This is a genomic window from Halarchaeum salinum (assembly GCF_039520965.1).
Taxonomy (GTDB): domain Archaea; phylum Halobacteriota; class Halobacteria; order Halobacteriales; family Halobacteriaceae; genus Halarchaeum; species Halarchaeum salinum.
The window spans coordinates 1-23,331 of sequence record NZ_BAAABL010000044.1; the positions used below are offsets into that span (position 1 = coordinate 1).

Consider the following 23,331-nt stretch of genomic DNA (forward strand, 5'->3'; position numbering starts at 1 on the left):
CTGAGTTTCGCAGGCTCGTGGATCGAAAATCACCTCGACGGATTCATTCAGAAGTTGCGTTAGTCACTAAGGCCCGGTGGAGCGGCTACCTCCTCTCGTTCGCCGGCGTCGACGCCGGCTCGTTCACCTACTGGGGGTCCGTCCTCTTCCGCGGTGCCGGCGTCGGCCTCACGGTCGACATGGTGATGATCCTGTTCCTCATCCTCGGCTCCGCGCTCGCCGCCTACTGGAGCGGGGACTTCTCCCTCCGGATGCCGCGCAAGCGCCGCCTCCCCAACGCCGTCCTCGGTGGCTTCGCCATGGGTGCCGGCTCGCGGCTCGCCCCTGGATGTAACATCGGAAACATCTATTCCGGGCTCGCCGAGCTCTCCGTCCACTCGTTCATCGCGACGATCGGTATCATCGCCGGCGTCTACGTGATGACCCACTGGATCTATCGCGAGGTCGGCTGCGCGATCTAACGGAACCGTCAAACAAACACCTACTGAGCGACTACACCACACCAATGCCATCCATCGACGACGTCATCGACTCGCCGGACGAACTGGACGACGAAACAGCACAGGAGCTCTACGAGGAGGCCGACCTCACCCAGGACATGATGGGCGAGGTCTGTCCGTACCCGCAGGTCGAGGCGAAAAAGGGCCTCCAACAGCTCGAGTCGGGCGACCTCCTCGTACAGGAGACGAACCACGTCCCCTGCACCGAGAACGTCCCGAAGGCCGTCGGCGACGACGCCGAGGCGACCGTCTGGCGCAGCGGCGACGGCGTCTATCGCATCTACCTCCGCAAGAACTGAGCATGTCCGAGGAACTCACCCCCACCGAGACCAGCGAGCGACTCGCCGACGACGACTTCACGCTCGTCGACATCCGCGACCCCGAGGCCTACGAGGAGGGCCACGTCCCGGGCGCGGAGAACCTCACCATCGAGGAACTCGAGGAAATCGTCGAGGAACGCGAGTGGAACGACACCGTCGCGTTCCTCTGCTACATCGGGAAGTCCTCCCAGCAGGCCGCCCGCTTCGTCGAGGAGTACGGCGACGCCAGCGAGGTGTACAGCGTCGCCGGCGGCATGGACGAGTGGGACGGCGAAATCGAACGCGCTGAGGACGTCCTCGACGCCGGTAGCGACTGACGCCGGAAGCGACTGAGGGCGGGGGCGACAGACAGCTTTTCCCGTCGGCCCCGCGAGGAAGCCGATATGCGATTCGGTATCCTCAGCACCGCGCACATCGCCCTCGACGCCTTCGTTCCTGGCGTCGCCCGCACCGAACACGAGGTCGCGGCCATCGCCTCGCGCGACGCCGAGCGCGCCGCAGACGCCGCGGCCGCTCACGACATTCCCGCCTCGTTCGGGAGCTACGAAGCACTCCTTGAGGCCGACGTTGACGCGATCTACAACCCGCTGCCGAACGGGCTCCACGCCGAGTGGACGACGCGCGCCGCTGACGCCGGCCTCCCCGTGCTCTGCGAGAAACCCCTGGCGCGGGACACCCACGAGGCCCGCGACGTCGTCGAGCACTGCGCCGACCGGGGCGTCACGCTCATGGAGGCCTTCATGTACCGCTACCACCCCCGCACCGAGCGCGTCGTCGAGCTCCTCGACGGGATGGGCGACGTCGTCTCCGCGTCCGCGTCGTTCGGCTTCCCCCTCCGCGGGAGCCCCGACGACGTCCGCCTCGATCCGACGCTCGCCGGTGGGTCGCTCATGGACGTCGGATGTTACCCCGTCAACGCCCTTCGGACCTTCCTCGGCGAACCCGACGCCGTCACTGCGACGACGCACGACAGTCGCGACTGCGGGGTCGACACGCGCCTCGCGGGGACATTCGAGTACGCCGCGGGTGCGAGTGCGACCCTCCGCTGTTGGTTCGACGCGCCCGAGCACCAGCGCTACCGGATCGAGACGACCGACGGCTGGATCGAGGCGACGCCGGCGTTCAACGTCCCCGCGGACGCGCCCGCGGAACTCCAGTACGCCCGCGACGGGCGGACCGTAACGGAGACGTTCGAGCCGGTAGACCAGTACGCCCGCGAAGCCGAACACTTCGCCGACTGCGTGGAGAGCGGGATGACGCCCCGGACCGGCGGGGAGGACGCGGTCGCGAACATGCGCGCCATCGACGCGCTCTCCGAGGCGGCCGCGACCGATGGGCGCGTCACGATCTGAGGGCTGGTAGGACGCGATTACGTTCGTGTCAGGGTATCACTACCGGTCTATCGGAACATGTCTGCGGTCCGGAAGGGGGCGATTATTTATATGTTATTGGGACGACACCTGTCTGTATGACGAACCCCCAGATCGAGGAGGACGTGTACGAGGCGCTACTCGCGGTGACGGAAGAGATGGACGAAGAGTGGAACCTCCGCGACCTCGCAACCCGTGTGGACGTGGCGACGGACGGGTTCGGAATGCAGCTCTGTGAGCGCTGCTTGAATCGCCTCGAGGCGCAGGGACGCGTCGAGTGGGTCGACGGTACGTGGCGGCCCGCCGAGGACGGAGAGTAGGTCATTCGGCCGGCAGCCGCTCCGTCGATGGGAGGGCGATCGTGACAACGTTCATCCACCGCGGAAGCGACGGGTCACGCCGCCACCGCAACACACGTCCGGGTCGGCGTCCATTCATGACGTATGACGACCAATCGCCAGTTCGTGCTCGCGCGCCGACCTGAAGGTAAACCGGTCGACGACGATTTCGACCTCGTCGAGGCCGACGTCCCCGAGGCCGGCCCGCGCGAGGTGCTCGTGCGCACCCGCTATCTCAGCGTCGATCCGTACATGCGCGGGCGGATGCGCGACGAGGAGTCGTACGCCGAACCGTGGGCCGTCGGCGACGTCCTGCAGGGCGGCGTCGTCGGTGAGGTCGTCGAATCGAACCACCCTGACTTCGAAGCGGGAGACACCGTTACCGGGAACCTCCGATGGGCCGATTACGCCGTCGCGGACGGCGACGAGCTCGTCGGCATCGAAACCGGCGGTGTTAGCGATTCGGCTGCACTCGGTGTCCTCGGAATGCCCGGTCGTACCGCCTACTTCGGCGTCACGGACGTCCTCGACCCCGACCCGGGCGACACCGTCGTCGTCTCCGCCGCCGCGGGTGCCGTTGGGAGCGTCGTCGGTCAGATCGCGGCGTTGAACGGCTGTCGTGTCGTCGGGATCGCCGGCAGCGACGAGAAGGTCGCCCACCTCAAAGACGATCTCGGCTTCGACGCCGGGATCAACTACGCGGAGGCGGACGTCGCCGAGGCGCTCGGCGACGCCGCACCCGACGGCGTCGATGGCTACTTCGACAACGTAGGCGGTCCGATCACCGACGCCGTCTTCGAGCACCTGAACGTTCGGGCGTCCGTCGCCGTCTGCGGGCAGATCGCCCTCTACAACGAGGAGGGTGTTCCGACCGGCCCCCGAAAGCTCCACACGCTCGTCGAGAAACGCGCACGCGTTGAGGGGCTCCTCGTCGGCGACTACGCCCCGCGGTTCGCCGAGGCAACCGAACGGCTCGTCGGGTGGGTGCAGAGCGGCGATATCGCGTTCCGCGAGACCGTCGTCGATGGATTAGAGAACGCCCCCGACGCCTTCGTCGGCCTCTTCGAGGGTGAGAACGTCGGAAAACAGGTGGTGCGCGTCGAGAGCGAGTTCGACGCGTAAGCCTCACGCGCGCGGGACCGATCGGCCTTGATCAGCTCGACGTTACTCGAAGCCCATCGCTTCGATCTGCTCCTGATACCGGTTGCGGATGGTGACTTCGGTGACCTGTGCGACGTCGGCGACCTCGCGTTGGGTCTTCTTCTCGTTGCAGAGGAGGCTGGCGGCGTAGATCGCGGCGGCCGCGAAGCCGGTCGGGCTCTTCCCGGAGAGGAGCCCTTGCTCGGCGGAGATGTCGATGATCTCGTTGGCCTTCGCGATCGTCTCCTCGTTGAGTTCGAGCTCGCTCGCGAAGCGCGGAACGAACTGTTTGGGGTCGACCGGCTCCATCTCGAGGGAGAGCTCCTGGGCGACGTAACGATAGGTACGCCCGATTTCCTTCTGGTCGACGCGGGAGACCTCCGCCACTTCCTCCAGGGAGCGCGGGATCCCCTCCTTGCGGCAGGCGGCGTACAGGCAGGACGTGGCGACACCCTCGATGGAGCGCCCGCGGATGAGGTCCTCCTTGAGCGCGCGGCGATAGATGACGGACGCGACCTCCCGGACCGAGCGCGGGACGCCGAGCGCGGACGCCATCCGGTCGATCTCGGAGAGCGCGAACTGGAGGTTGCGCTCGCCTGCGTCCTTCGTCCGGATGCGCTCTTGCCACTTGCGCAGGCGGTGCATCTGCGAGCGTTTCTTCGAGGAGATTGAGCGCCCGTAGGCGTCCTTGTCCTTCCAGTCGATCTGGGTGGTGAGGCCCTTGTCGTGCATCGTCTGTGTGGTCGGCGCGCCCACACGACTCTTCTGCTGGCGCTCGGAGTGGTTGAACGCGCGCCACTCCGGCCCACGGTCGACGTTGTCCTCCTCCAGTACGAGGCCGCAGTCCTCACAGATGAGCTCCCCCTGGTCCGCACTCACCGAGAGGTTGGTGGACTCGCACTCCGGACAGGTGCGCGTCTCCTCCTGCTCCCCGTCGGTTGTCTCCGCCTCGACGTCTCGCTCCTGCTGGCGGCTGCGGCGTGCCATGTAATTGCATCAATGACACCGATAGATTTAAGCCCTTTGCCTAGACCGATATAGGTCTCTTTCGACGTTCTCCCGTAGTAGGGGTCGTCTCCGGTAGGTATCACCGCATCCGAACCACCTTCCCGTGTCCGTCAACGGCCTCGGGGTCAACCCCCGAGGCTTGTCGAGGAATCACCCCCCGGATCGCGTTCACGATTCCGTCGTCCCGCTGTCCGCGACGACGATATCGCCGACCATCCCGAGGTTGACGTGGGGTTCGCAGACGATGTGATAGCGCCCCGGGACGGTGAACTCGTACTCGTAGGTGTGTCCGCGCGGAAGGATATCGGGTTCGCCGGTCCAGTCCGAGCCCGCCGGTTGCTCCGTCGGCACGACGTTGTGTCCGCCGGTCCGCCAGACGAACCGGACGGTCGTCCCCGTGTCGATCGTCAGGGGGTCGTCCGTCCCCGGTCGGAAGGCGTAGTCGACGAGGGCACACCGAACGGTGTCCGGTGGGAGGGGCGTCGTCGACGTCGATTCAGAAGCGGACGATCCGTCGCCACAGCCGGCGATCGCGGGCGCAACGAGCGCGCCCACACCGGCCAGATACGTTCGTCGTCGCATACACGCACGTAGCCCACGCGCGAGAAAACAGGTACCGGTCCGCGGCCGCCAGCCACGTACCGATCCGGGACCGCCAGCCGGTCGCCGTCGGTTCAGGTCGAGCGCGCCTCGTCGATCGCCGAGCTGATCGCGTCGTACCCCGGGCTGTCGGTCGCGGTCCCGTTCACGAACACCGTCGGCGTGCCCCGGACGCCCATATCGCGGCCGTGCTGTCGATCGGCCTTCAGGACGGGATCGTATTTGCCGCCCTTTGCGGCCCGGACAACCGTCGTCGCGTCCGCGCCGAGGTCCGCGCCGAGGTCCGCGGCGACGGTCGCGAGGTAGTCGTAGCCGGTCGCGCCCGCACCGACGTACGCGTCTTGGTGGGCGAACAGCGTGTGCGTGTACTCGAAGAACGCCGCGTCGTCGAGGGCGTCCTGCACCGCGCGGGCCGCGTTCGCCGCCGCCCACGACCACTCCTCGCTCACGGGGAGCGGGAAGTCGTGGTGCTCGTAGCGGATCTCGCCGGGCTGTGTGTAGCTCTCGACGAGTCGGGGCATGACCTCCGTCGCGTAGGTCGCACAGTGCGGGCAGGCGTAATCCTCGAAAACCTGCACCGTCACCGCGGCGTCCGGGTCACCCCGGACGGGCGTCGGGAGCGATTCGACGGGCGTGACGTCCGGGTCGTCCGGGACGTCGACGTCGACCAGGTCGCGGGTCGTGGTTGATTCCGCCGTGTCGTCGCCGTCGCTTTCGCCCCCGTTCCCGCCCGAGGACGCGCAACCCGCCAGTAGTCCTGCACCGACAGCTCCCGTCGTCGCGAGAACGTCACGTCGCGTTCGCATCTTGTCCGATCAACGGGCGGCCAGTGCATAGGCGCACCGCTCCGAGTCGAAGACGACCGTCCCGGCACAGACGGACCGTGAGACCGGCCCACGGAGCAGTTAAAACGACGCTTTTATGCGTCGCATCCGTCTCTCCTCAGAGGAGACAGGCGTAGCCTGTTTCACTGACCCGTAGCAGCTCCCCTGACGGGGGCAAACACACTACGGAGGTGAAAGATGGCAGACAACATAGAAGAGGCAGTCGCGAACGCGATCGAGGACGCCCCGCCGCGGAACTTCCGCGAGACGGTCGACCTCGCGATCAACCTTCGTGACCTCGACCTCAACGACCCGTCGAACCGCGTCGACGAGAGCGTCGTGCTGCCGTCGGGCACCGGACAGGAGACCAATATCGTCGTGTTCGCCGAAGGCGAGACGGCCGTACGCGCCGAAGACGTCGCAGACGACGTCCTCGGTGGCGACGACCTCGAAGACCTTGGCGACGACGACGACGCAGCGAAGGACCTCGCCGACGAGACCGACTTCTTCATCGCGGAAGCGTCCCTGATGCAGGACATCGGTCGCTATCTCGGTACGGTTCTCGGTCCCCGCGGGAAGATGCCGACCCCGCTCCAGCCCGACGACGACGTCGTCGAAACCGTCAACCGAATGAAAAACACCGTGCAGCTGCGCTCGCGCGACCGGCGCACTTTCCACACCCGCGTAGGTGCGGAGGACATGAGCGCCGAGGAGATCGCGTCGAACATCGACGTTATCGTCCGTCGCCTGCACGCGAACCTCGAAAAGGGCCCGCTCAACATCGATTCCATCTACGTGAAGACGACGATGGGCCCGTCCGAGGAGGTGGCCTAAATGTCCGTATCCGAGCGTACCACCGAGACGATTCCCGAGTGGAAGAAGGAGGAAGTCGGAGAACTCACCGAGTTCCTCCGGTCCTACGATTCCGTCGGCGTCGTCAACGTCGCGGGCATCCCCTCGCGCCAGCTCCAGGACATGCGCCGCGAGCTCCACGGGAGCGCCGAGCTCCGGATGAGCCGGAACACGCTCCTCGCTCGCGCGCTCGACGAGGTCGACGACGGCCTCGAACAGCTTACCGAGTTCCTCACCGGGCAGGTCGGGCTCGTCGGTACGAACGACAACCCGTTCGGCCTCTACAAGGAACTCGAGGCCTCGAAGACGCCCGCGCCGATCAACGCGGGCGAGGTCGCCCCGAACGACATCGTCATCCCCGAGGGTGACACTGGGATCGACCCCGGCCCGTTCGTCGGCGAACTCCAGCAGATCGGTGCTGACGCACGCATTCAGGAGGGCTCCATTCAGGTGCTCTCCGACTCCGTCGTCACCGAGGAGGGCGAGGTCGTCTCGGACGACGTCGCCAACGTTCTCGGTGAACTCGGCATCGAGCCCAAGGAGGTCGGACTCGACCTCCGGAGCGTCTACAGCGAGGGCGTCCTCTTCGACCCCGAGGACCTCGCGATCGACGTCGAGGAGTACCGCGCGGACATCCAGTCCGCCGTCGCCTCGGCGCGCAACCTCTCCATCAACGCCGAATACCCGACCGCCGCCACCGCCCCGGACATGCTTCGCAAGGCGTCCGGCGAGGCGAAGAGCGTCGGTCTGGAGGCCGCGATCGAGAGCCCCGACCTGATGGACGACCTCGTCAGCACGGCCGACGCGCAGGTTCGCGCGCTCGCCGCCAACATCGACGACGAGGACGCACTCCCCGAGGAGCTCCGCGGCGTGGAAGCGCCCGCCGAGTCCACGACGGAGGAGCCCGAAGAAGACGAACCGGACGCCGACGAGACCGAGGACGAAGCCGAGTCCGAAGCGCCCGACGACGAGGGCGACGACGACGACGGCGCGGAAGGCCTCGGAAACATGTTCGGCGACTAACTAACCCACCCCCACAACACCTATAACAATGGAATACGTTTACGCTGCGCTCATCCTGAACGAATCGGGCGACGAGATCAACGAGGACAACGTCACGGCGGTTCTCGAGGCCGCCGGCGTCGACGTCGAGGAGTCCCGCGTCAAGGCCCTCGTCGCCGCGCTGGAAGACGTCGACATCGAGGACGCCATCGAGTCCGCCGCGGCCGTCCCGGCCGCCGGCGCGTCCGGTGGTGCCGCCTCCGGCGGTGCCGAGGAGTCCGAGGCCGAAGAGGAGGAGTCCGAGGAAGCCGAGGCCGCTGAGGAAGCGGAGGAAGGCGGCGAAGAAGAGGACGAGGAGGCCTCCGGCGAGGGTCTCGGCGACCTCTTCGGCTAACGCCCCGCGACACCCAATCACGTTCTTTCTTTCGACGCCGCGTCGCGTAGCGACAGCGCCGTTCAGAGGTGGGACGACACCGCGCGCGTACGCGCATTCAAGTCCGATCGCGCGCCCACCTCACTCCGATGTACGCGTTTGGCGTCCACCTCGGCCTGGAAACGCAGTCGGCAGCGGTGGCGCTGGCCTGCGTTGTGGTCGGCGTCGCACTGGGGACGTGCTCCGGCTTAACGCCGGGCCTCCACGTCAACACGCTCGCCATACTGCTCGCGGCTGCCGCACCCGTGCTCCCCGGTCCGGCACGCGGCGTCGCGATCACGTTGCTCGTCGCCGGCGTCGTTCACTCGATCCTCGACGTCGTGCCCGCGCTCGCGCTCGGCGTCCCCGACGCCGCAATGGCACCCTCAACGCTCCCGGGACACCGCCTCGTCCTCGACGGTCGCGGGCGCGAGGCACTCCGGCTCTCCGCGCTCGGTAGCGGCGCGGCCGCCCTGCTCGCGTGTCTCCTCGGCTGGCCGGTCACGCTCCTCGTCCGCCCGCTCGCGCCCGCCGTCCGGGCACACCTGTCGGTCCTCCTCGCCGCCGTCGTCGTCTTCCTCGTCCTCACCGAGCCGACGCGACGGCGACGCGTCGGGGCGTGTCTCGCGTTCGCGCTCACCGGCGCGTTCGGCCTCGTCGCGCTCGACCTCCCGGTGCACCCGTTGCTCGGCGACGGCGACCTCCTGATGCCGGCGTTCGCGGGGCTGTTCGGGCTGCCGGTGTTGCTGACAGCGCTCCGCGGCCACGGGCCGCCCGCACAGGCCGACGCCGTGATCCGCGCCCCGAAACGGACCACCTCGCTCGCGGCGCTCGCCGGGGCCGTCGCCGGTGCGGCGGTGAGCTACGTGGCGGGGGTGTCGAGCGCCGTCGCGGCCGTCGTCGCGCTCGCCGCGCTCCCCCGACTCGACGAGGCGACGGGGGATCGGGCGTTCCTCGTCGCGACGAGCGGCGTCAACACCAGTAACACGATCTTCGCCCTCTTCGCCTTCGTCGCTCTCGGTGAGGCGCACACCGGCGTCGTCGTCGCGCTCGATCGGAGCGCTGCGCCGCTCGATCTCCCGCTCTACGTCGCCTGCCTCCTTCTCGCCGCCGCGATCGGGGTCGTCCTCGTCGTCGCCGTCGGTGAGCGATACCTCGCCACCGTCACCGCGCTCCCGACCGCGTGGGTCTGTGCGGGTGCGTGCGCCCTCGTCGCGATACTGAGCGTCGTGCTCGCCGGCCCGATCGGCCTCGCCGTACTCGCCGGCGCGACGCTCCTCGGGTTCGTCCCGCCGCACTTCGGCGCGCGTCGCGTCCACCTGATGGGCGTCCTCGTCGTGCCCGTCTGTCTCGCCTAGAGCCAGCTCTCGCGGCGGAAGTACCAGAGGAGGATCAGGGAGACGACCCCCATGCCGAGCATGACGGCGGGGTAGGCGTACGGCCACGCGAGCTCGGGCATGTTCCACGGGGCCTCGGCGAAGTTCATCCCGAAGATCCCGACGACGAGCGTGAGCGGGAGGACGATCGTCGCGACGACGGTGAGTTTCTTCATCACCTCGTTCGTGCTCATCGAGAGCGTGTTGAGGTAGATGTCGCGCGCGCCGGCGGCGAGATCGCGGTACGTCTCGACGAGATCGACCTGCTGGACGAGGTGGTCGTAGACGTCGCGGTAGTACTTCTCCGTCCCCTCGCGGATCTGTGGGGGATCGCCGCGCGAGAGGGCACCGATGGCGTCGCGGGTCGGCCACAGGAGCTTGCGAAGCGCGAGCAGCTCGCGCCTCGCGTCGTTGATCTCCGCGAGCACGTCGCCCTCCGTCTCATCGAGTACGGTGTCCTCGACGTATTCGAGGCGGTCCTCGACGTCGTCGAGCGCGCCGAAGTAGTCGTCGACGACGGCGTCGACGATCCGATAGGCGGTGAAGTCCGGGCCGCGCTGGAGGACCCTGTCGTCCTCGGTGCGGACGAACTGCCAGGTCCGCTCGACGGCCGGACAGTCGTCGACCGCGTGCGTGACGAGCCAGTCGTTACCGACGAAAAGGCCGATCGGGTTCGTGAGCAGCTCGCCGCGAAAGGAGGTGTCGCCGCTGGCGAGCCGGGCGGCCTTCACGAGGACGAACGCGTGATCGTCGAACTCCTCGATCTTCGGCCGGACGTCGTTCTGAACGTCCTCGACGGCGAGCGGGTGGAGACCGTAGACGGACGCGACGCGTTCGAGTTCGTCGGATGTCGGCTCGGCGAGCCGAACCCACGTCGTCCCGGCGGCCGCCTTCGCGGCGTCGAGGTCGTCGTAGGTCGTGACGCCATCGGACGCGTAGACGACGGCACTGACCGTCATTCTTCTCCCCCGATGAGGCGGCCTTCGCTGATCGCACAGAGCGTGATGCCGACCATTACTGCGGTGATGGCGAACGAACGGCCTGGGTAGGAGTAGAGAACCCCCACGACGTATCCGACGACGCCGAGCACGCTGATGAGGAGACCGAAGCCAGCGAGCCGATGCATACGGCGAGGGTCGCCCGGACGGACGAAAAGCGTTGTCGTCGGTTGTTACTCGCTGCTCGTGTCGTGCTGGACGCCGCCGAGCAGCGTTCGGACGTGCTCCGATTCGGTGTCGTCGAGGTGCTGCGGGTAGACGGCGACGGCGAGTACGTAGTCGTCCCCGTCTTGGACGCGCGTCACATGGACGTAGACGTCAGCGGACTGCCCGCCGACGAGTTTGGCCTCGGCACTGAACTTCCCGACGGTGGTGTTGTGCCCGAGCACCGTCGCCGAGTAGTTCCCGACGGGTTGGACGTTGTCGATGCTCTCGTAGCGCGACTGGAGCATCATCACGATCCGCTCGCGCGGGTAGTCACCGATCGGGTTGAACGACTTGCCGAGGACGTTTACCTGCGGGCTGGCGACGACGCTGAACACCGCGGCGCGCTGTGAGCCAAGCGGCCCGAGGTCGACCGAACGGTCGTACTGGGCGATCCAGTTCGTCACCTTCACCGTCTTCGACTGGCCGGCCGCGCTGACGTTCCGGGTGATGACGGACTGGTTCACCGACTGCTCCTCATAGTTGGTCTGGGAGAGCGCCTGCTCGCTCACCGTGGCCTTGTTCGCGCCGAACGTCACCGGCCCCCCGGTGAGCATCGAACACCCGGCGAAGGAGACGAGCAACAGCACCCCCGCGACCGCGAAAAGCCGATCTCGCATCTCTACACCGGGTTATTCTCCACGTCGGAAAAAAGACACCGGCCGTCAGAGCCGATACGTTGGACCGCTGTCAGTATCTTCGACAGTCACGCCGAGCGCCTCTAACTCGTTTCGAAGGCGGTCCGCGCGCTCGTACTCGCCGGCGTCGCGCGCCTTCTCTCTGAGTTCCAACACGAGTTCGACGAGATCGCCGGTGAGCGTGACGTCGCCGCCGGCCTCGCCACCGAACGTGAAGCCGAGGACGTCGCCCCCGTACGTCTCGAAGGCCTCGACGGCGTCCTTGAGCCCACGATAGTCGTACGCGTCGTGCTCCGCGAGGTGGACGTTGATCGCGGAGGCGAGGTCGGAGAGCGCGCTCAGCGCCTCGCGGGTGTTGAAGTCGTCGTCCATCGCGTCCTCGAAGTCCGCCCCCGCGGTCTCGGTCGCGTCGCGCAGGTCGTCGTCGACGGTCTTCGTGTGCGCGTCCACGGAGTCGAGGGCGGCGACGGCGTCGTCGTAGCACCGCGAGAGGCGCTCCCAGCGCTCGACGGCTTCGTCGATCGCCTCCTCGGAGTACGTCTGGCGACTGTTGTACGTCCCCGACACCATGAACAGTCGGAGGGCGTCCGTGCCGTACTCCGCGACGGCGTCCTGCACGGTGACGAAGTTGCCCAGGCTCGAACTCATCTTCTCCTCGTCCATCTCGAAGAGCGCGCAGTGGAGCCAGTAGTTCGCGAACGTGTGGCCGGTCGCGGCTTCCGATTGAGCGATCTCGTTTTCGTGGTGCGGGAAGACGAGGTCGCGCCCGCCGACGTGGATGTCGAGGGTCTCGCCGAGATGCGTCATGCTCATCGCCGAGCACTCGATGTGCCAGCCGGGTCGCCCCTCGCCCCACGGCGACTCCCACGTCTGGCCTTCGGGGTGGGCGGGGGTCCCCGGGTGATCGCGTCCGCGGTGGCGCTCGATGGCCCCCGTGTCGACGCCGCCCGCCTTCCACAGCGCGAAGTCCGCGGGGTTGCGTTTCTCCGAGCGCTCGTCGGGGTCGCCCTGCTCCTCGATGTTCTCTAAGCTCTGATTCGAGAGCTTCCCGTACTCCTCGAAGGTGGTGACGTCGAAGTAGACGGAGCCGTTAGCCTCGTAGGCGTGGCCGCTCTCCACGAGGGTCTCCACGAGGTCGATGATCTCCGGGACGTGCTCGGAGACGCGCGGGCGGACCTCGGTGCGTTCGAGGTTGAGCGCGCGCATCGACTCCACGATCTCCGCGATGTAGTGTTCGGCGACGTCGTTCTCGTCGTCGCCGTCGCGCCCGACGCGCGCGACGATCTTCTCGTTCACGTCGGTCAGGTTTTCGACGTGATGAACGTTGTAACCCGAAAAGCGGAGCCAACGGCTCATCACGTCGACGTGCACCCACGAGCGGGCGTGGCCGAGATGCGGAGGATCCGAGGTCGTCAGCCCGCAGTAGTAGAGGCGGACGTTGTCGGGGTCCTCGGGGACGAACTCCTCCGTCTCGCCGGAGAGCGTGTTGCGCACGCGCAGCGTCATGGTCGCCGGATAGGGCGACCCCGGTGGTTAAACCATCGCTCTCGCGGTCGTCACGCCGCCTTGTCAGTCGGCCGTCGGCACGGCGTCGAGCGCCGCCTCGACCGCACGCAGAGCGTCCGGGCCGTCGCGGCGACTCACGACGACGAGGAGGCCGTCGCCAGCGACACCCGCGGCCTCGACCGGTGTTTCCTCTGTCGCGAGTCGGCCGAGGACGACACCGAGCGCCGCCGCGTCCACCTCCCCGGTCGCGAGCACGCCCGTGAGCGAACCTTCACCGGGTGCGAAACCGACGCCGTTCACCACGAGCAGGCCGTCGCCGTCGACGCGCCCGAGGCCGCTCTCCATCGTGACGCGCACCTCCCGTGATTCGGTAGCGTACTCGTCACGGTCGTCAGCGTAGCGGCGGAGCGTGGTCGCGGCTGCCTCGACGTCCGCATCGTCGTCGAGGCCGAGGAAGCGTGCCGCGGCGGCGTAGTTGACGACGCCGGCGCGTAGCGCCGTGGCGAGAAACGGGTGGTCGCGGAGCGCGTCCCGCGTGCGCTCGGCGAGCGTCTCGGTCATACTCGCCCGCAGGGACAACGAGGAAGTAACGTTTGCGACGTGCGGGCGACAGTTCGATGCGGGGTGACGCCGCGACATGAGGACGACACCGATCCAAGCGCGTCGGGCGGCGGACTGCGGGAGACGGTGGTCCTAAGGTCGGCGCGCGCCAATCCTGGTCCATGCAAGCGCTCGTCATCGCGGCGCACGGTTCGCACCTCAACCCGGGGTCGAGCGAGCCAACGTTCGCGCACGCCGACACGATCCGCGCGACCGGCGCGTTCGACGAAGTACGGGAGGCCTTCTGGAAGGAGGAGCCGTCCTTTCGCGAGGTGTTGCGCACCCTCGAATCCGAGGCGGTGTACGTCGTGCCGCTGTTCGTCTCCGAGGGCTACTTCACCGAGCGCGTCATCCCGCGCGAACTCCGCTTAGCCGGGTGGGATGTCGACGACTGGGATTCCGACGGGACCGACGCCGACCACGCCACCCTCACGGCGACGGACGTCGGGAAGACCGTCCACTACTGCGGGCCCGTGGGGACGCACGACGCGATGGGCGACGTCATCGTCGAGCGGGCGCGCTCGATCACTGAGCGCGAGGACCTCACGGACTTCGGCCTCGCCGTCGTCGGCCACGGCACCGAACGCAACGAGAACTCCGCGAAGGCGATCTACTACCACGCCGACCGGCTCCGCGCGAGCGGGCTGTTCGCCGACGTTCGTGCGGTGTTCATGGACGAGGAACCGGAGGTCGACGATGTTGCGACACTGTTCGAGACGGACGATGTCGTCGTCGTGCCGCTCTTCGTCGCGGACGGCTTCCACACCCGCGAGGACATCCCGGAGGACATGGGCCTCACTGACGACTATCGGGAGGGGTACGACGTCCCCACCGCGGTCGACAGCGTCGACATATGGTACGCGGGCGCGGTCGGCACCGAACCGCTCGTTGCGGACGTCATCCTCGAACGGGCGGCCGACGCGGGTGCGGACGTCACGGACGCCATCAAGGCCGTTCGCGAGAGGACACGCGGCGGATCGGACGCGAATCCTGATGCGGCCGCGGGGGAGTCGCGATGACGAGTGACGCCGCCGCGCTCCTCGACGCGGCCGTCGACGGCATCGACTTCGACGGGCTCGTCGTCGAGAGCACCACGTACGGCTATCGTTTCGAGACGCCCGCCGTCTCGAAACGCGGGATCGACACGAGCGAGCTCGCAGCCCTCGCCGACGGTGATCCGTACGTCGCCAACTGGCGCTACTGGGAGGAGACGGTCGGCGGACACGGGACCGCACGCCGGGCGTTCCTCCGGTGGCTCGAAGGCGCGCCCGTCAAGGGCGTGGCCGACGGTGACGGTCGTGCGGAGAGCGATGACGACACCACGGATGCCCGCGCCCGGCTCGCCACCCTCCGCGACGGCGGCCGCGTTCGCACATGGGGCGAACTATGGATTCGCGTCCGCCTCCGCGGGGCGGGCGGCGAGCGCGTCTACGACGTGCGCCACCAAGACGACGCGGACGCCGATCCACGCGATCTCGACGACTACCGCGATCCGCGCGACGCGCGTGACCTCGTCAAGCACGACGACGACGGCCGATATCGGCCGCTCTCGACCGCCCCGTCGCTCCCGCACGGCTGGCGGTTCGTCGATCTCGACGGCGACGACCTCGTTGAGACCGTCGACTTCGTCTATCCGGCGACGATCGCCAACTGGCACCGCGAGCGTGCCGGTGATCTCGACGTCACCCACTGGCGCGAGACGGCGGCGCGCCAGACCGGCATCTACGACCTCGTCTCCGACCTCCCGGCCGACGCGCTCGCGTGGGCCGCCGAGGCGTGCTGCGTCGATAGTCAGTGTCTGAAACGCCGCGAGTGGGACCACGACGCCGACACCGAACTCGACGTCCCGCGCGGCGACGGCGAGTTCCCCTGTCGCGAGCCCTGCTCGCTGTTCGTCGCGGCGGCGCGCGAGTTCACGAAACTCGAAGGCGAACCCGAGGAGACCTACGAGCTAACGCTCTCCGAGAGCGAGTTCGAGGGACTCGGTGACCGCATCGACGCCGTCGCAGACGACCGCGTGGACGAGATCCGCGAGGCCGATCTCGGCGACGGCGCGAACCGCTATCGGGCGCGCTACCTCCGCGCGAAACGCGGCCGCGACCTCGGGGCCGACCACTAACGCAGCGCGTACCACGCCGCGACGCCGCAGGCGATCGCGAGCGCGGCGACGACGACACCGACGACCTCGCCGACGAGAAGGACGGCGAGCACCGCGAACGCGAGGCCGACGACGGCGACGGCAGCGGGGACGAACGTCCAGAGAGCCGGCCCGCTCTCGTCCTGCTCGTCGATCGTGACTTCGCCGAGCGACTCGTCGACGTCGACGCTGTTCGGCGTCTCGCGCTCGACGATCCGGACGGGGATGTCGAGTCGTTCGGCCCCGTAGCCCGCGGCGATCTGGAGGGATCCCTCGACGGGTCGCGGCCCCGGCTCCCCGACGGCGACGCTGATCCGCTCGCGCGACTCCGGTGGGACGTAGTAGTTGCCGCTCTCCGGGCTCGCGACCCGCGAGAGGGCCTCGTCGGTGTGGACGTGGACGTGGCTCCCGGCACCGTGATTGACGATCTCGACGTCGAACGAGCCGTCCGTCTCGAAGGGGACGGGCGACGCGTCGAGCGCGTGCGCGTGGTCGTCGTTCAGGTCGACCGTGAGCGTCAGAGGCACGTTCGGCCGGGCAGACGACGCCCGACGGCAAAAAGGTTCGTCCGTTGCGGTCGTTTGTGCCGGGTTAGGCCGGCGTCTCCTCGCGCATGTCCGGCGGGAGGAGGTTCGGGATGCCGTCCTCGATCGGGTAGGTCTCGCCGCAGTCCGTGCACGTCAGCGTCCCGGAGACGACCTCGCCGTCCTCTTCGGCCTCGACGTCGAGGTCGAGGTCGTGCTTGTCGAGCGGACAGCAGACGATGTCCATGAGGTCCCGTTTCATACCGTGAGCGTGGGTGGCGGCCACCCAAAAGCCTTCCTCACTCCCAGCGATCGTCGGTTCGGTTCGCCTGCGCGTTACCCACTCCGACGGGTCCGCGCGGGAGAAGCCGTTACTCCCCGAAGGGGTTCGTCCGTACGACGGTCTCCTCGCGGCCCGGCCCGACGCCGAGGGCGTAGGCATCGACGCCGAGCTCGGCCTCGATGTACTCCACGTAGTCGCGCGCTTCCGCGGGGAGGGCGTCGTATCCCTCCTCGGCGACGACCTCGGAGTCGAACTCGTCCCAGCCGTCGAACGTCTCGAAGACGGGGTCGCATGCAGCCCAGCGCTCCGTCGTCGCGGGAAGCGTCTCGACTGTCTCGCCGTCGAGTTCGTACGCGTCGCCGATCTTCACCTCGTCCAAGCCGGCGAGCACGTCGAGGTGGTTGATGACGATGCCCGAGAAGCCGTTGACGCGGGTGGAGTGGCGCAACATCGCGAGGTCGAGCCACCCGACGCGGCGCGGGCGACCGGTGACAGTGCCGTACTCGCCGCCCTCGTCGCGGATGTACGTGGCGAGCTCCTCTTGGCGTCCCTCGCCGTTCGTGTAGTCGGGCGTATCGCCCTCGACGCCGCCGAGTTCGGTGGGGAGTGGCCCGCTTCCGACGCGGGTGAGGTAGGCCTTCACGATACCGATGACGTCGCCCTCGCCGACGACGCTCGGGCCGAGGCCGGTTCCGGTCGACGCACCGCCCGCGGTCGGGTTCGAGGACGTGACGTAGGGGTAGTTGCCGTGGTCGATGTCGATGAGGGTCCCCTGTGCACCCTCGAACATGACGTTCGCGTCGCGATCGAGCTCGCGCGCGAGGAAGTCGCCGGCGTTCACGAGCATGTCCTCCTCAACGAGGCGCTCGGCGTATTCGCTGTACTCCGCGTGGAGGGCGTCGATGTCGAATTCGTCGCCGACCTCGACGCCGAAGACGTCCTCCGCGAGCGCGCGTTTCTGCGGGACGACGTACTCCAGTTTCTCCCTGAGCACCTCGGGGTCGACGAGGTCACCCACTCGAATTCCGCGACGGCCGGCCTTGTCCTCGTAGGTCGGGCCGATCCCGCGTCCGGTGGTACCGACCTCCTCGCCGTCCTCGCTCTTCGCTTCCTCCTCGATACCATCGAGGACGCGGTGATAGGGGAAGATGACGTGCGCACGGCGGGCGACCCGAACGTCCGGGTCGAGACCGCGTTCTTGGAGGGCGTCGATCTCCTCGAAGAGGGTTTCGGGGTTGACGACACAGCCGTTGCCGAGGACACCGGTCTTACCGCGGACGGCACCGCTGGGCACGAGAGAGAGCTTGTACTCCTCGCCCTCGTGCACGACGGTGTGGCCGGCGTTGTCGCCGCCCTGGTAGCGAGCGACGACGTCGACGGCATCGCCGAAGATGTCGACGACGCCGCCTTTGCCCTCGTCGCCCAACTGCGAGCCGACGATGGTAACGGTCATACGCCGGACGTTCCGCCCCCTCGGTGAAACCCGTTACGGTCCATGCTCCGAATATATACACATACATGGGTACGCTTTGCTGGCGTCTCCGTTTCGCTACCCACGAACGGGCCCATCGTTCGGGGCAGAAAGACGTAAATCCTCCCCGTGTGAAACCACGGGACACGCCCGCATTTTCCGAGGTATAGGACAACCTTTAAAGGTTGCCCCGACAAGTTAACAAATGCCATGATAGACCGACTTGAGAAAGAGGTCGATATGCTCGAACGCCACCTCGAAGTGCTCCGCATGGTCATCGAGAACGAACCCATCGGGATCGTCAAGATGTCCAACGAAACCGGCTACCCGCACCACAAGGTGCGCTACTCCCTCCGCGTCCTCGAAGAGGAGAACCTCATCGAGCCGTCGAGCCAGGGGGCGATCACGACCGACCACACCCACGAGTTCGTCGAGGAACTCGACGAGAAAGTCGATGAGACCGTCACGAAACTCCACTCGATGAAGATCGAATCGGCCGCCGAAGCGGAGAACTAGAGTTCGGGCACGGTGACGTGGAACGATCCCGCGCGATCCTCCACGAGACAGAGGTGGTAGCCGCGTTTGCGTGCGACTTTGACGTAACTCTCCTTCTCGCTTCGACGCAGGAAGCCACCGCTCGCTGCCGCGTCGTTCGCCGTCTCCAGCGCGTCCGGCTCGAAGAACGACGCCGTGACGGACACGGCCGCCCCGAGCGTCTCCACGCCCGCACAGACAGCCGAGGCCGCCGCCGTCAGCGCCTCCATTTCGTCCCCAGTTACCGGCTCACGGCTCGTGTTCAGCGCGGCGACGACGAGCGGCTCACCCATCCCGTCGCGTAACACGACGTCGAACGACTTCGTCACCGTCTCGCCGTCCTCGGTCGTGACCGACACCGTCCCGTCGAGTTCCGCGCGGTCGATCTCCGGGATCGCCTCGTAGAGATCTGCGAGCCCGGTTCGATGGCCGGTCTCGGCGATCTCAAAGGGGAGTTCGCGCACGACCCACGAGACGAACCGGAAGGGCGCGGATGCCTCGAGAAACGTTCGGTAGTCGTCGCCCGCGACCGTCGTGTCCGCCGCGTCGAAGCTCGTGTGGTGTTCGAGCCTGAGGTTCGCGTCGATCGCCTCGGGGTCGGCCTCGCCGAGCGCGGAAAGCGTCGGGTCAGCCTTCGATTCGTAGCGCACGAAGAGGTTCGTGCCCGCGAGCACATCCTCGGGATCGCGCTCCGTCGCGGGATCGACCCGCCCGCCCGCCGCTTCGAGGTCCGCCTCCAGGTCGGCGACGCGCTCCTCCAGCGCCGCGACCGTCTCGCGGAGATCGTCGCGCTCCCCACGAAGCCGATCGAGTTCCGCCTCCCGCTTCTCGACCGCCGCTTCGGCGCTCTCCGCCCGCTCCGTCAGCGTCTCGACGCGCTCTTCGCGTTCGGCGAGGCGATCCTCGTATGCCTCGATGCGCGCCTCGCGCTCCTCGATCGCCTCGCGGAGCTCCGCGACGCGCGCCTCGTGCTCGGCCGTCGGGATTTCCTGCGCCGCCGCACCGCGTTCGGCGGATGTGTCGGATTCGTTCGTCGTGTCCGAGGCGTCTCCGGCTCTCGGCTCGTCTCCATCCGCCGATTTGCCCGCCGTCGAGCCGTTGTCCACCGTCATCCCGTCGGTGTGCTCGGCCTCGGCCCCCTCAACGGTCGTCTCGGCGTCGGTCGTCGATGCGTCGTCAGTGTCGAGTGCTGGCTCGTCTCCAGTATCCGGTGCCGGCTCGGCTTCGGCGTCGGGTCCCGACTGACCCGCTGCGTCCGATGGTGATTCGGTCCTCGCGTCGGCCGTCGTGTCGTCGCGCTCGACGTCGCTCCCGGCTTCGAGCGGCTCCAGCGCGCTCTCGCCATCCGTGTCGCTCCGCGCGCTCGTTTCGCCGTCTGGTGCGTCGTCGGTCGTTTCGTCATCCTGTACGTCGCCGATCGGTACGCCGCTCGTCGCCTCGCTATCCGGTGCATCAGTCGTCGTACCGGTATTCGGTGCAGCATCCGTCTCGTCGTCGCCCGTCGCCGCGTCATCCGCCGTGTCGGTCGTCTCGGCGTCGCTCCCATCGGCCGGCCCGGCAGCTGCGATAGCGAGCTCGTCGGGGACGACATCGCTGTCGTCGCCGACTCGGTCGGTGTCGTCGGTCGTCGTTCCGCTCGTCGTCGCGTCGTCGGCTTCCAGCGTCTCAGAACCCGATTCAGGAGCCGTTTCCGGTGACTGGTCCGCCTCGGCATCGGTCGCTTCGGTACCGATCGCCGCTGTCTCGTCGACCGGCTCCTCGGGTTCCGGAAGGTCGGGGAACGCGAGATCGGTGGAGACGACTTCGTAGACGCCAACCTCGTCGGCGGCACGCTCGAAAGCCTCCTCGCCAGTGAACACCTCCGGGGCGTTCCCGACGAAGGCGACGGGGAACGACCGGCCGCCGTAGTACGCGACGTAGTAGTCGCCGCTCAGCACGTTCTCGGAGAGTTCGATGTAGCCAGTGAATCCCGCGTCGCGGAGCGCCTCGTCCGTCTCGGCGAGCGGCGTCTCGTTCGTGTAGTAGCGCGCGCGCGTCTCGCCACCCGATTCGTGCATCGCGAGGAGAAGGGCCAACGAGCGTTCCGGCGCGCTCCGGACCTCGCCCGAGTCCTTTGCGACGTCCGCGACGGTGCCGTCCGCGACGGTAACGGCACGGCCGTTGACGAAGAAGAGGTGTGCGCCACCGGCGGCGACGACGCCGGAGAAGTCCGCAGCTGCGAGCTCAGCGAGCGCGTCCGCACCGCCCGAATACGGGCGGGTGTCCCACGACTCGACGCGCTCGGCTGTGCGTGTCTGCATACGCCCCCCGTGGCGGCACCGACGTAAAACGTTTTCCGGAGATCAGAGCTTGCCGCCGGCGTCGTCCGCGAGCTCCTCCATGCGCTTGGAGATCCGACCGGCGTTCGAGAACTCGTCCTCGCTCATGGCGACGGCGAGCGCGTTTCCGAGAACGAAGACCGCGTGCTTGTGCTCGCTCTTCGACTTGTGGACGTGGGAGGGGTCGATGTCGAGTTCCTCGTAGGGCTCGAAGACGCTCTCGTCGACGCCCTCGTACTCCGAGAACGTCTCCATGATCTCCACCATCTCCTCGTGGAGTTCGAGCAGTTCGTCCTTGTGCATACCGCGATTTGGACGTACCGAGGGTTAAACCTTGCTCGCCAGCCGGTCACATACGGGAAAAAGCGAGTTAGAAGACGTACTCGTCGTCGTGGCCCATCATGCCCTCGTCTTCGAGGCCGGGCTCGTCGTCGTCCATCGGGCCGCTGGTCTTGTACGCCTTGACGCCGGCGGAGAGGAGGTCCTTGATCGCGTCCTCCCGGGTGAGGAACTCACCCTGTTCGACGAGCTGGGCGATCTGCATTTCGATGTGGTCGGGGATGTTGATTTCCACCTTTGGCATTCGTCTGTTCCGAGATTTGGCGTCGCTTGGTATAAACCTGGCGGGCCGATTTCCCCTTCACGGAACTCACGTTTACGTATCGGGAACTGGAGTTACCGTTCCATCCGTGGTGTTTCCCGATACCGGTACGCTCAGGGGCGTCCGAACCGTAGCCGTCGGTATGGACGGGACCGACGTCCGCGACGTAACGGACCTCTACCGAGAGTTCGGCGACGAGCGCCTCCCACCGGGTCAGCGCGAAGTCGAGCGCTTCCCGGTCCTCTCGATGGAGGGGACGCCGGCGTGGGACCCGGAGACGTGGACGTTCGACGTCGGCGGTGCGGTCGAGACCGCCCGCTCGTTCGCGTGGGACGAGTTCCGCGCGCTCCCCAGCGAGACACAGCGCCAGGACTTCCACTGCGTCACCGGCTGGAGCAAGTTCGATTGCGAGTTCACTGGCGTCACCGCGACGACGCTCCTCGACGCCGTTGGCGTCGACTCCGACGCCGTCCACGTCATGTTCCACGCTCTCGATGGCTACACGACGGACCTCCCGCTCGACGCCGTCGCGCGCGACGAGGTGCTGTTTGCGTGGGGATACGACGGCGATGACATCCCGCGCGAGCACGGCGGCCCGCTCCGCGTCGTCACCCCACACAAGTACGCCTACAAGGGCGCGAAGTGGGTCGACGGCGTCACCCTCCTCACCGAACCCGACCGGGGCTACTGGGAGCAACGGGGCTACTCGGTCACCGCCGATCCATGGGGCGAGGAGCGATACAGCTGAATGCGCACGGCGAACTGGCTCCAGCGACAGCAGCTCGCCGTCTACGCGCTCGGGGTCGTCCTGGCGGTCGGTGTCGGGGTCGCGAGTCCCGGGTCGGCCCCCGTCATCGGGGAGCTCATCGAGCCCGTGCTGGCGGTGCTCCTCTACGCGACGTTTCTCGAGATTCCCTTCGTGCGGTTTCGACGCGCGTTCACGAACGGCCGGTTCATCGCGGCGGCGCTCGGGATGAACTTCCTCGTCGTCCCCGTCGTCGTGTGGGGGCTCACCCGGTTTCTCCCGCCCGAGCCGGTTGTCCTCGTGGGCGTGTTCTTGGTCCTCCTGACGCCGTGTATCGACTACGTCATCGCCTTCACCGACCTCGCCGGTGGCGACGCCGAACAGCTCACTGCGACGACGCCGGTCCTGCTGGTGGTCCAACTCCTCTTGCTCCCGGTGTACCTTTGGTTCTTCATGGGCGCAGAGGTTGCGGCGGCCATCGACGCCGGCCCCTTCATCGAGGCGTTTTCGCTCCTCATCGCGCTCCCGCTGACGCTCGCGTGGCTCACCGAGCTCTGGGCGGAGCGGTCGTCGCGGGGCCAGTCCTGGCAGGACGCGATGAGGGTGTTGCCCGTTCCACTGATGGGGCTGACGCTGTTCGTCGTCATCGCCTCACAACTGCCCCGCGTGGCCGACTCGATCGAGCGGATCGCGGTCGTCGTTCCGGTGTACGTCGCGTTCCTCCTCGTCATGTCGCTCCTCGGGCGATTCGCAGCTGATCTGTTCGACATGGACGTCAGCGAGCGTCGCGCGCTCGTGTTCACGTCCACCACGCGGAACTCGCTGGTCGTCCTCCCGCTGGCGCTGGCGCTCCCGGCGGGCTACGAACTGGCCCCGGCAGTCGTCGTCACGCAGACCCTCGTCGAGTTAGGGGGAATGGTCGTCCTCACGCGGGTCGTGCCCGCGTGGCTGGTTCCGGGCCCGTCGGAACGAGAGCGGAGTTCGGACGGCGCGTAGCGGCCCCGTCGTTCCGGAGGACGCGTCCGCGTTC

Annotated in this window: 28 protein-coding genes and 1 pseudogene; 15 read left to right on the forward strand and 14 right to left on the reverse strand. The window is 67.6% G+C overall.

From position 1 onward, the window contains the following. Window positions 1-65: 65 nt before the first annotated feature. From ABDZ36_RS07875 to ABDZ36_RS07900, 6 genes and pseudogenes are all read left to right on the forward strand, one after another. Window positions 66-461 (forward strand): annotated as a pseudogene (locus ABDZ36_RS07875) (YeeE/YedE thiosulfate transporter family protein); the annotation flags it as partial. Between the two features lie 44 nt (window positions 462-505). Next, on the forward strand, window positions 506-799 hold the full coding sequence (locus tag ABDZ36_RS07880; RefSeq protein WP_211311897.1) for a sulfurtransferase TusA family protein: 294 nt from the start codon (window positions 506-508) through the stop codon (window positions 797-799). Window positions 800-801: 2 nt separating this feature from the next. Beyond that, entirely contained in the window at window positions 802-1,137 is a 336-nt protein-coding gene (locus tag ABDZ36_RS07885) for a rhodanese-like domain-containing protein (RefSeq protein ID WP_211311898.1), read from the forward strand. A 66-nt stretch (window positions 1,138-1,203) separates the two neighbouring features. Next, on the forward strand, window positions 1,204-2,172 hold the full coding sequence (locus tag ABDZ36_RS07890) for a Gfo/Idh/MocA family protein (RefSeq protein WP_211311899.1): 969 nt from the start codon (window positions 1,204-1,206) through the stop codon (window positions 2,170-2,172). 116 nt (window positions 2,173-2,288) lie between these two features. Then, window positions 2,289-2,510: a hypothetical protein gene (locus tag ABDZ36_RS07895; RefSeq protein WP_211311900.1), complete on the forward strand. Its 222-nt coding sequence runs from the start codon at window positions 2,289-2,291 to the stop codon at window positions 2,508-2,510. A gap of 123 nt (window positions 2,511-2,633) precedes the next feature. Next, a complete protein-coding gene (locus tag ABDZ36_RS07900) occupies window positions 2,634-3,650 on the forward strand; it encodes an NADP-dependent oxidoreductase (protein WP_211311901.1) in 1,017 nt (338 codons plus the stop codon). A gap of 42 nt (window positions 3,651-3,692) precedes the next feature. Here ABDZ36_RS07900 and ABDZ36_RS07905 read toward each other — a convergent pair whose 3' ends face one another. The 3 genes from ABDZ36_RS07905 to ABDZ36_RS07915 form a co-directional block, all read right to left on the reverse strand. Next, entirely contained in the window at window positions 3,693-4,655 is a 963-nt protein-coding gene (locus ABDZ36_RS07905) for a transcription initiation factor IIB (RefSeq protein WP_211311902.1), read from the reverse strand. Window positions 4,656-4,844: 189 nt separating this feature from the next. Continuing rightward, complete coding sequence (locus ABDZ36_RS07910; protein WP_211311903.1) at window positions 4,845-5,258, reverse strand: plastocyanin/azurin family copper-binding protein; 414 nt, start codon at window positions 5,256-5,258, stop codon at window positions 4,845-4,847. Window positions 5,259-5,350: 92 nt separating this feature from the next. Continuing rightward, window positions 5,351-6,082, reverse strand: a complete 732-nt coding sequence (locus ABDZ36_RS07915; protein WP_211311904.1) for a thioredoxin domain-containing protein — start codon at window positions 6,080-6,082, stop codon at window positions 5,351-5,353. Window positions 6,083-6,298: 216 nt separating this feature from the next. Here ABDZ36_RS07915 and ABDZ36_RS07920 point away from each other — a divergent pair, with 216 nt between their 5' ends. The 4 genes from ABDZ36_RS07920 (at window position 6,299) to ABDZ36_RS07935 (ending at window position 9,724) form a co-directional block, all read left to right on the forward strand. Continuing rightward, complete coding sequence (locus ABDZ36_RS07920) at window positions 6,299-6,934, forward strand: 50S ribosomal protein L1 (protein WP_211311905.1); 636 nt, start codon at window positions 6,299-6,301, stop codon at window positions 6,932-6,934. Further along, entirely contained in the window at window positions 6,935-7,975 is a 1,041-nt protein-coding gene (locus ABDZ36_RS07925) for a 50S ribosomal protein L10 (protein WP_211311906.1), read from the forward strand. A 28-nt stretch (window positions 7,976-8,003) separates the two neighbouring features. Next, window positions 8,004-8,348, forward strand: a complete 345-nt coding sequence (gene rpl12p, locus ABDZ36_RS07930; protein ID WP_211311907.1) for a 50S ribosomal protein P1 — start codon at window positions 8,004-8,006, stop codon at window positions 8,346-8,348. A gap of 128 nt (window positions 8,349-8,476) precedes the next feature. Continuing rightward, window positions 8,477-9,724, forward strand: a complete 1,248-nt coding sequence (locus tag ABDZ36_RS07935; protein ID WP_211311908.1) for a tripartite tricarboxylate transporter permease — start codon at window positions 8,477-8,479, stop codon at window positions 9,722-9,724. Here the strand turns inward: ABDZ36_RS07935 and corA are convergent. From corA to ABDZ36_RS07960, 5 genes are all read right to left on the reverse strand, one after another. After that, a complete protein-coding gene (corA, locus tag ABDZ36_RS07940) occupies window positions 9,721-10,701 on the reverse strand; it encodes a magnesium/cobalt transporter CorA (protein ID WP_211311909.1) in 981 nt (326 codons plus the stop codon). The genes ABDZ36_RS07935 and corA overlap by 4 nt on opposite strands. Continuing rightward, entirely contained in the window at window positions 10,698-10,868 is a 171-nt protein-coding gene (locus ABDZ36_RS07945; RefSeq protein ID WP_211311910.1) for a hypothetical protein, read from the reverse strand. Before ABDZ36_RS07945 ends, corA begins: the two co-directional genes overlap by 4 nt. A 45-nt stretch (window positions 10,869-10,913) precedes the next feature. Beyond that, window positions 10,914-11,564, reverse strand: a complete 651-nt coding sequence (locus ABDZ36_RS07950; RefSeq protein WP_211311911.1) for a DUF6517 family protein — start codon at window positions 11,562-11,564, stop codon at window positions 10,914-10,916. A 45-nt stretch (window positions 11,565-11,609) separates the two neighbouring features. Continuing rightward, window positions 11,610-13,088, reverse strand: coding sequence for a cysteine--tRNA ligase (cysS, locus tag ABDZ36_RS07955; RefSeq protein WP_211311912.1), 1,479 nt, complete (start codon window positions 13,086-13,088; stop codon window positions 11,610-11,612). A gap of 63 nt (window positions 13,089-13,151) precedes the next feature. After that, the gene (locus ABDZ36_RS07960) at window positions 13,152-13,649 is read right to left on the reverse strand and encodes a DUF7523 family protein (protein WP_211311913.1); all 498 of its coding nucleotides are present in this window, start codon (window positions 13,647-13,649) and stop codon (window positions 13,152-13,154) included. Between the two features lie 161 nt (window positions 13,650-13,810). Between ABDZ36_RS07960 and ABDZ36_RS07965 the strand changes: the two genes are divergently transcribed. Further along, window positions 13,811-14,707 carry a CbiX/SirB N-terminal domain-containing protein gene (locus ABDZ36_RS07965; RefSeq protein ID WP_211311914.1) on the forward strand — a complete coding sequence of 299 codons (897 nt, stop codon included), beginning with the start codon at window positions 13,811-13,813 and terminating at the stop codon, window positions 14,705-14,707. Continuing rightward, window positions 14,704-15,807, forward strand: coding sequence for a DR2241 family protein (locus ABDZ36_RS07970; protein ID WP_211311915.1), 1,104 nt, complete (start codon window positions 14,704-14,706; stop codon window positions 15,805-15,807). The genes ABDZ36_RS07965 and ABDZ36_RS07970 overlap by 4 nt, the downstream gene beginning before the upstream one ends. Here ABDZ36_RS07970 and ABDZ36_RS07975 read toward each other — a convergent pair. The 3 genes from ABDZ36_RS07975 to ABDZ36_RS07985 form a co-directional block, all read right to left on the reverse strand. Beyond that, entirely contained in the window at window positions 15,804-16,352 is a 549-nt protein-coding gene (locus ABDZ36_RS07975; protein ID WP_211311916.1) for a DUF7524 family protein, read from the reverse strand. The genes ABDZ36_RS07970 and ABDZ36_RS07975 overlap by 4 nt on opposite strands. 64 nt (window positions 16,353-16,416) lie before the next feature. Then, a complete protein-coding gene (locus tag ABDZ36_RS07980) occupies window positions 16,417-16,611 on the reverse strand; it encodes a methytransferase partner Trm112 (RefSeq protein WP_211311917.1) in 195 nt (64 codons plus the stop codon). Window positions 16,612-16,720: 109 nt separating this feature from the next. After that, window positions 16,721-18,085, reverse strand: coding sequence for an adenylosuccinate synthase (locus tag ABDZ36_RS07985; protein WP_211311918.1), 1,365 nt, complete (start codon window positions 18,083-18,085; stop codon window positions 16,721-16,723). 228 nt (window positions 18,086-18,313) lie between these two features. Between ABDZ36_RS07985 and ABDZ36_RS07990 the strand changes: the two genes are divergently transcribed. Then, a complete protein-coding gene (locus ABDZ36_RS07990; protein ID WP_211311919.1) occupies window positions 18,314-18,619 on the forward strand; it encodes a hypothetical protein in 306 nt (101 codons plus the stop codon). Here ABDZ36_RS07990 and ABDZ36_RS07995 read toward each other — a convergent pair. The 3 genes from ABDZ36_RS07995 to ABDZ36_RS08005 all read right to left on the reverse strand — a co-directional run bounded on the left by ABDZ36_RS07995 (window position 18,616) and on the right by ABDZ36_RS08005 (window position 21,538). Continuing rightward, the gene (locus tag ABDZ36_RS07995) at window positions 18,616-20,937 is read right to left on the reverse strand and encodes a DUF7527 domain-containing protein (protein ID WP_211311920.1); all 2,322 of its coding nucleotides are present in this window, start codon (window positions 20,935-20,937) and stop codon (window positions 18,616-18,618) included. The genes ABDZ36_RS07990 and ABDZ36_RS07995 overlap by 4 nt on opposite strands. Before the next feature lie 42 nt (window positions 20,938-20,979). After that, window positions 20,980-21,258, reverse strand: coding sequence for a UPF0058 family protein (locus ABDZ36_RS08000; protein ID WP_211311921.1), 279 nt, complete (start codon window positions 21,256-21,258; stop codon window positions 20,980-20,982). Between the two features lie 67 nt (window positions 21,259-21,325). Continuing rightward, window positions 21,326-21,538, reverse strand: a complete 213-nt coding sequence (locus ABDZ36_RS08005) for a DUF7120 family protein (protein WP_211311922.1) — start codon at window positions 21,536-21,538, stop codon at window positions 21,326-21,328. A gap of 160 nt (window positions 21,539-21,698) precedes the next feature. On the opposite strand from ABDZ36_RS08005, the gene ABDZ36_RS08010 reads away from it, so the two are divergent. Continuing rightward, the gene (locus tag ABDZ36_RS08010) at window positions 21,699-22,304 is read left to right on the forward strand and encodes a sulfite oxidase-like oxidoreductase (protein WP_211311923.1); all 606 of its coding nucleotides are present in this window, start codon (window positions 21,699-21,701) and stop codon (window positions 22,302-22,304) included. Next, window positions 22,305-23,297 carry an arsenic resistance protein gene (locus tag ABDZ36_RS08015; protein WP_211311924.1) on the forward strand — a complete coding sequence of 331 codons (993 nt, stop codon included), beginning with the start codon at window positions 22,305-22,307 and terminating at the stop codon, window positions 23,295-23,297. It begins immediately after the preceding gene. The last annotated feature ends 34 nt before the right edge of the window (window positions 23,298-23,331 follow it).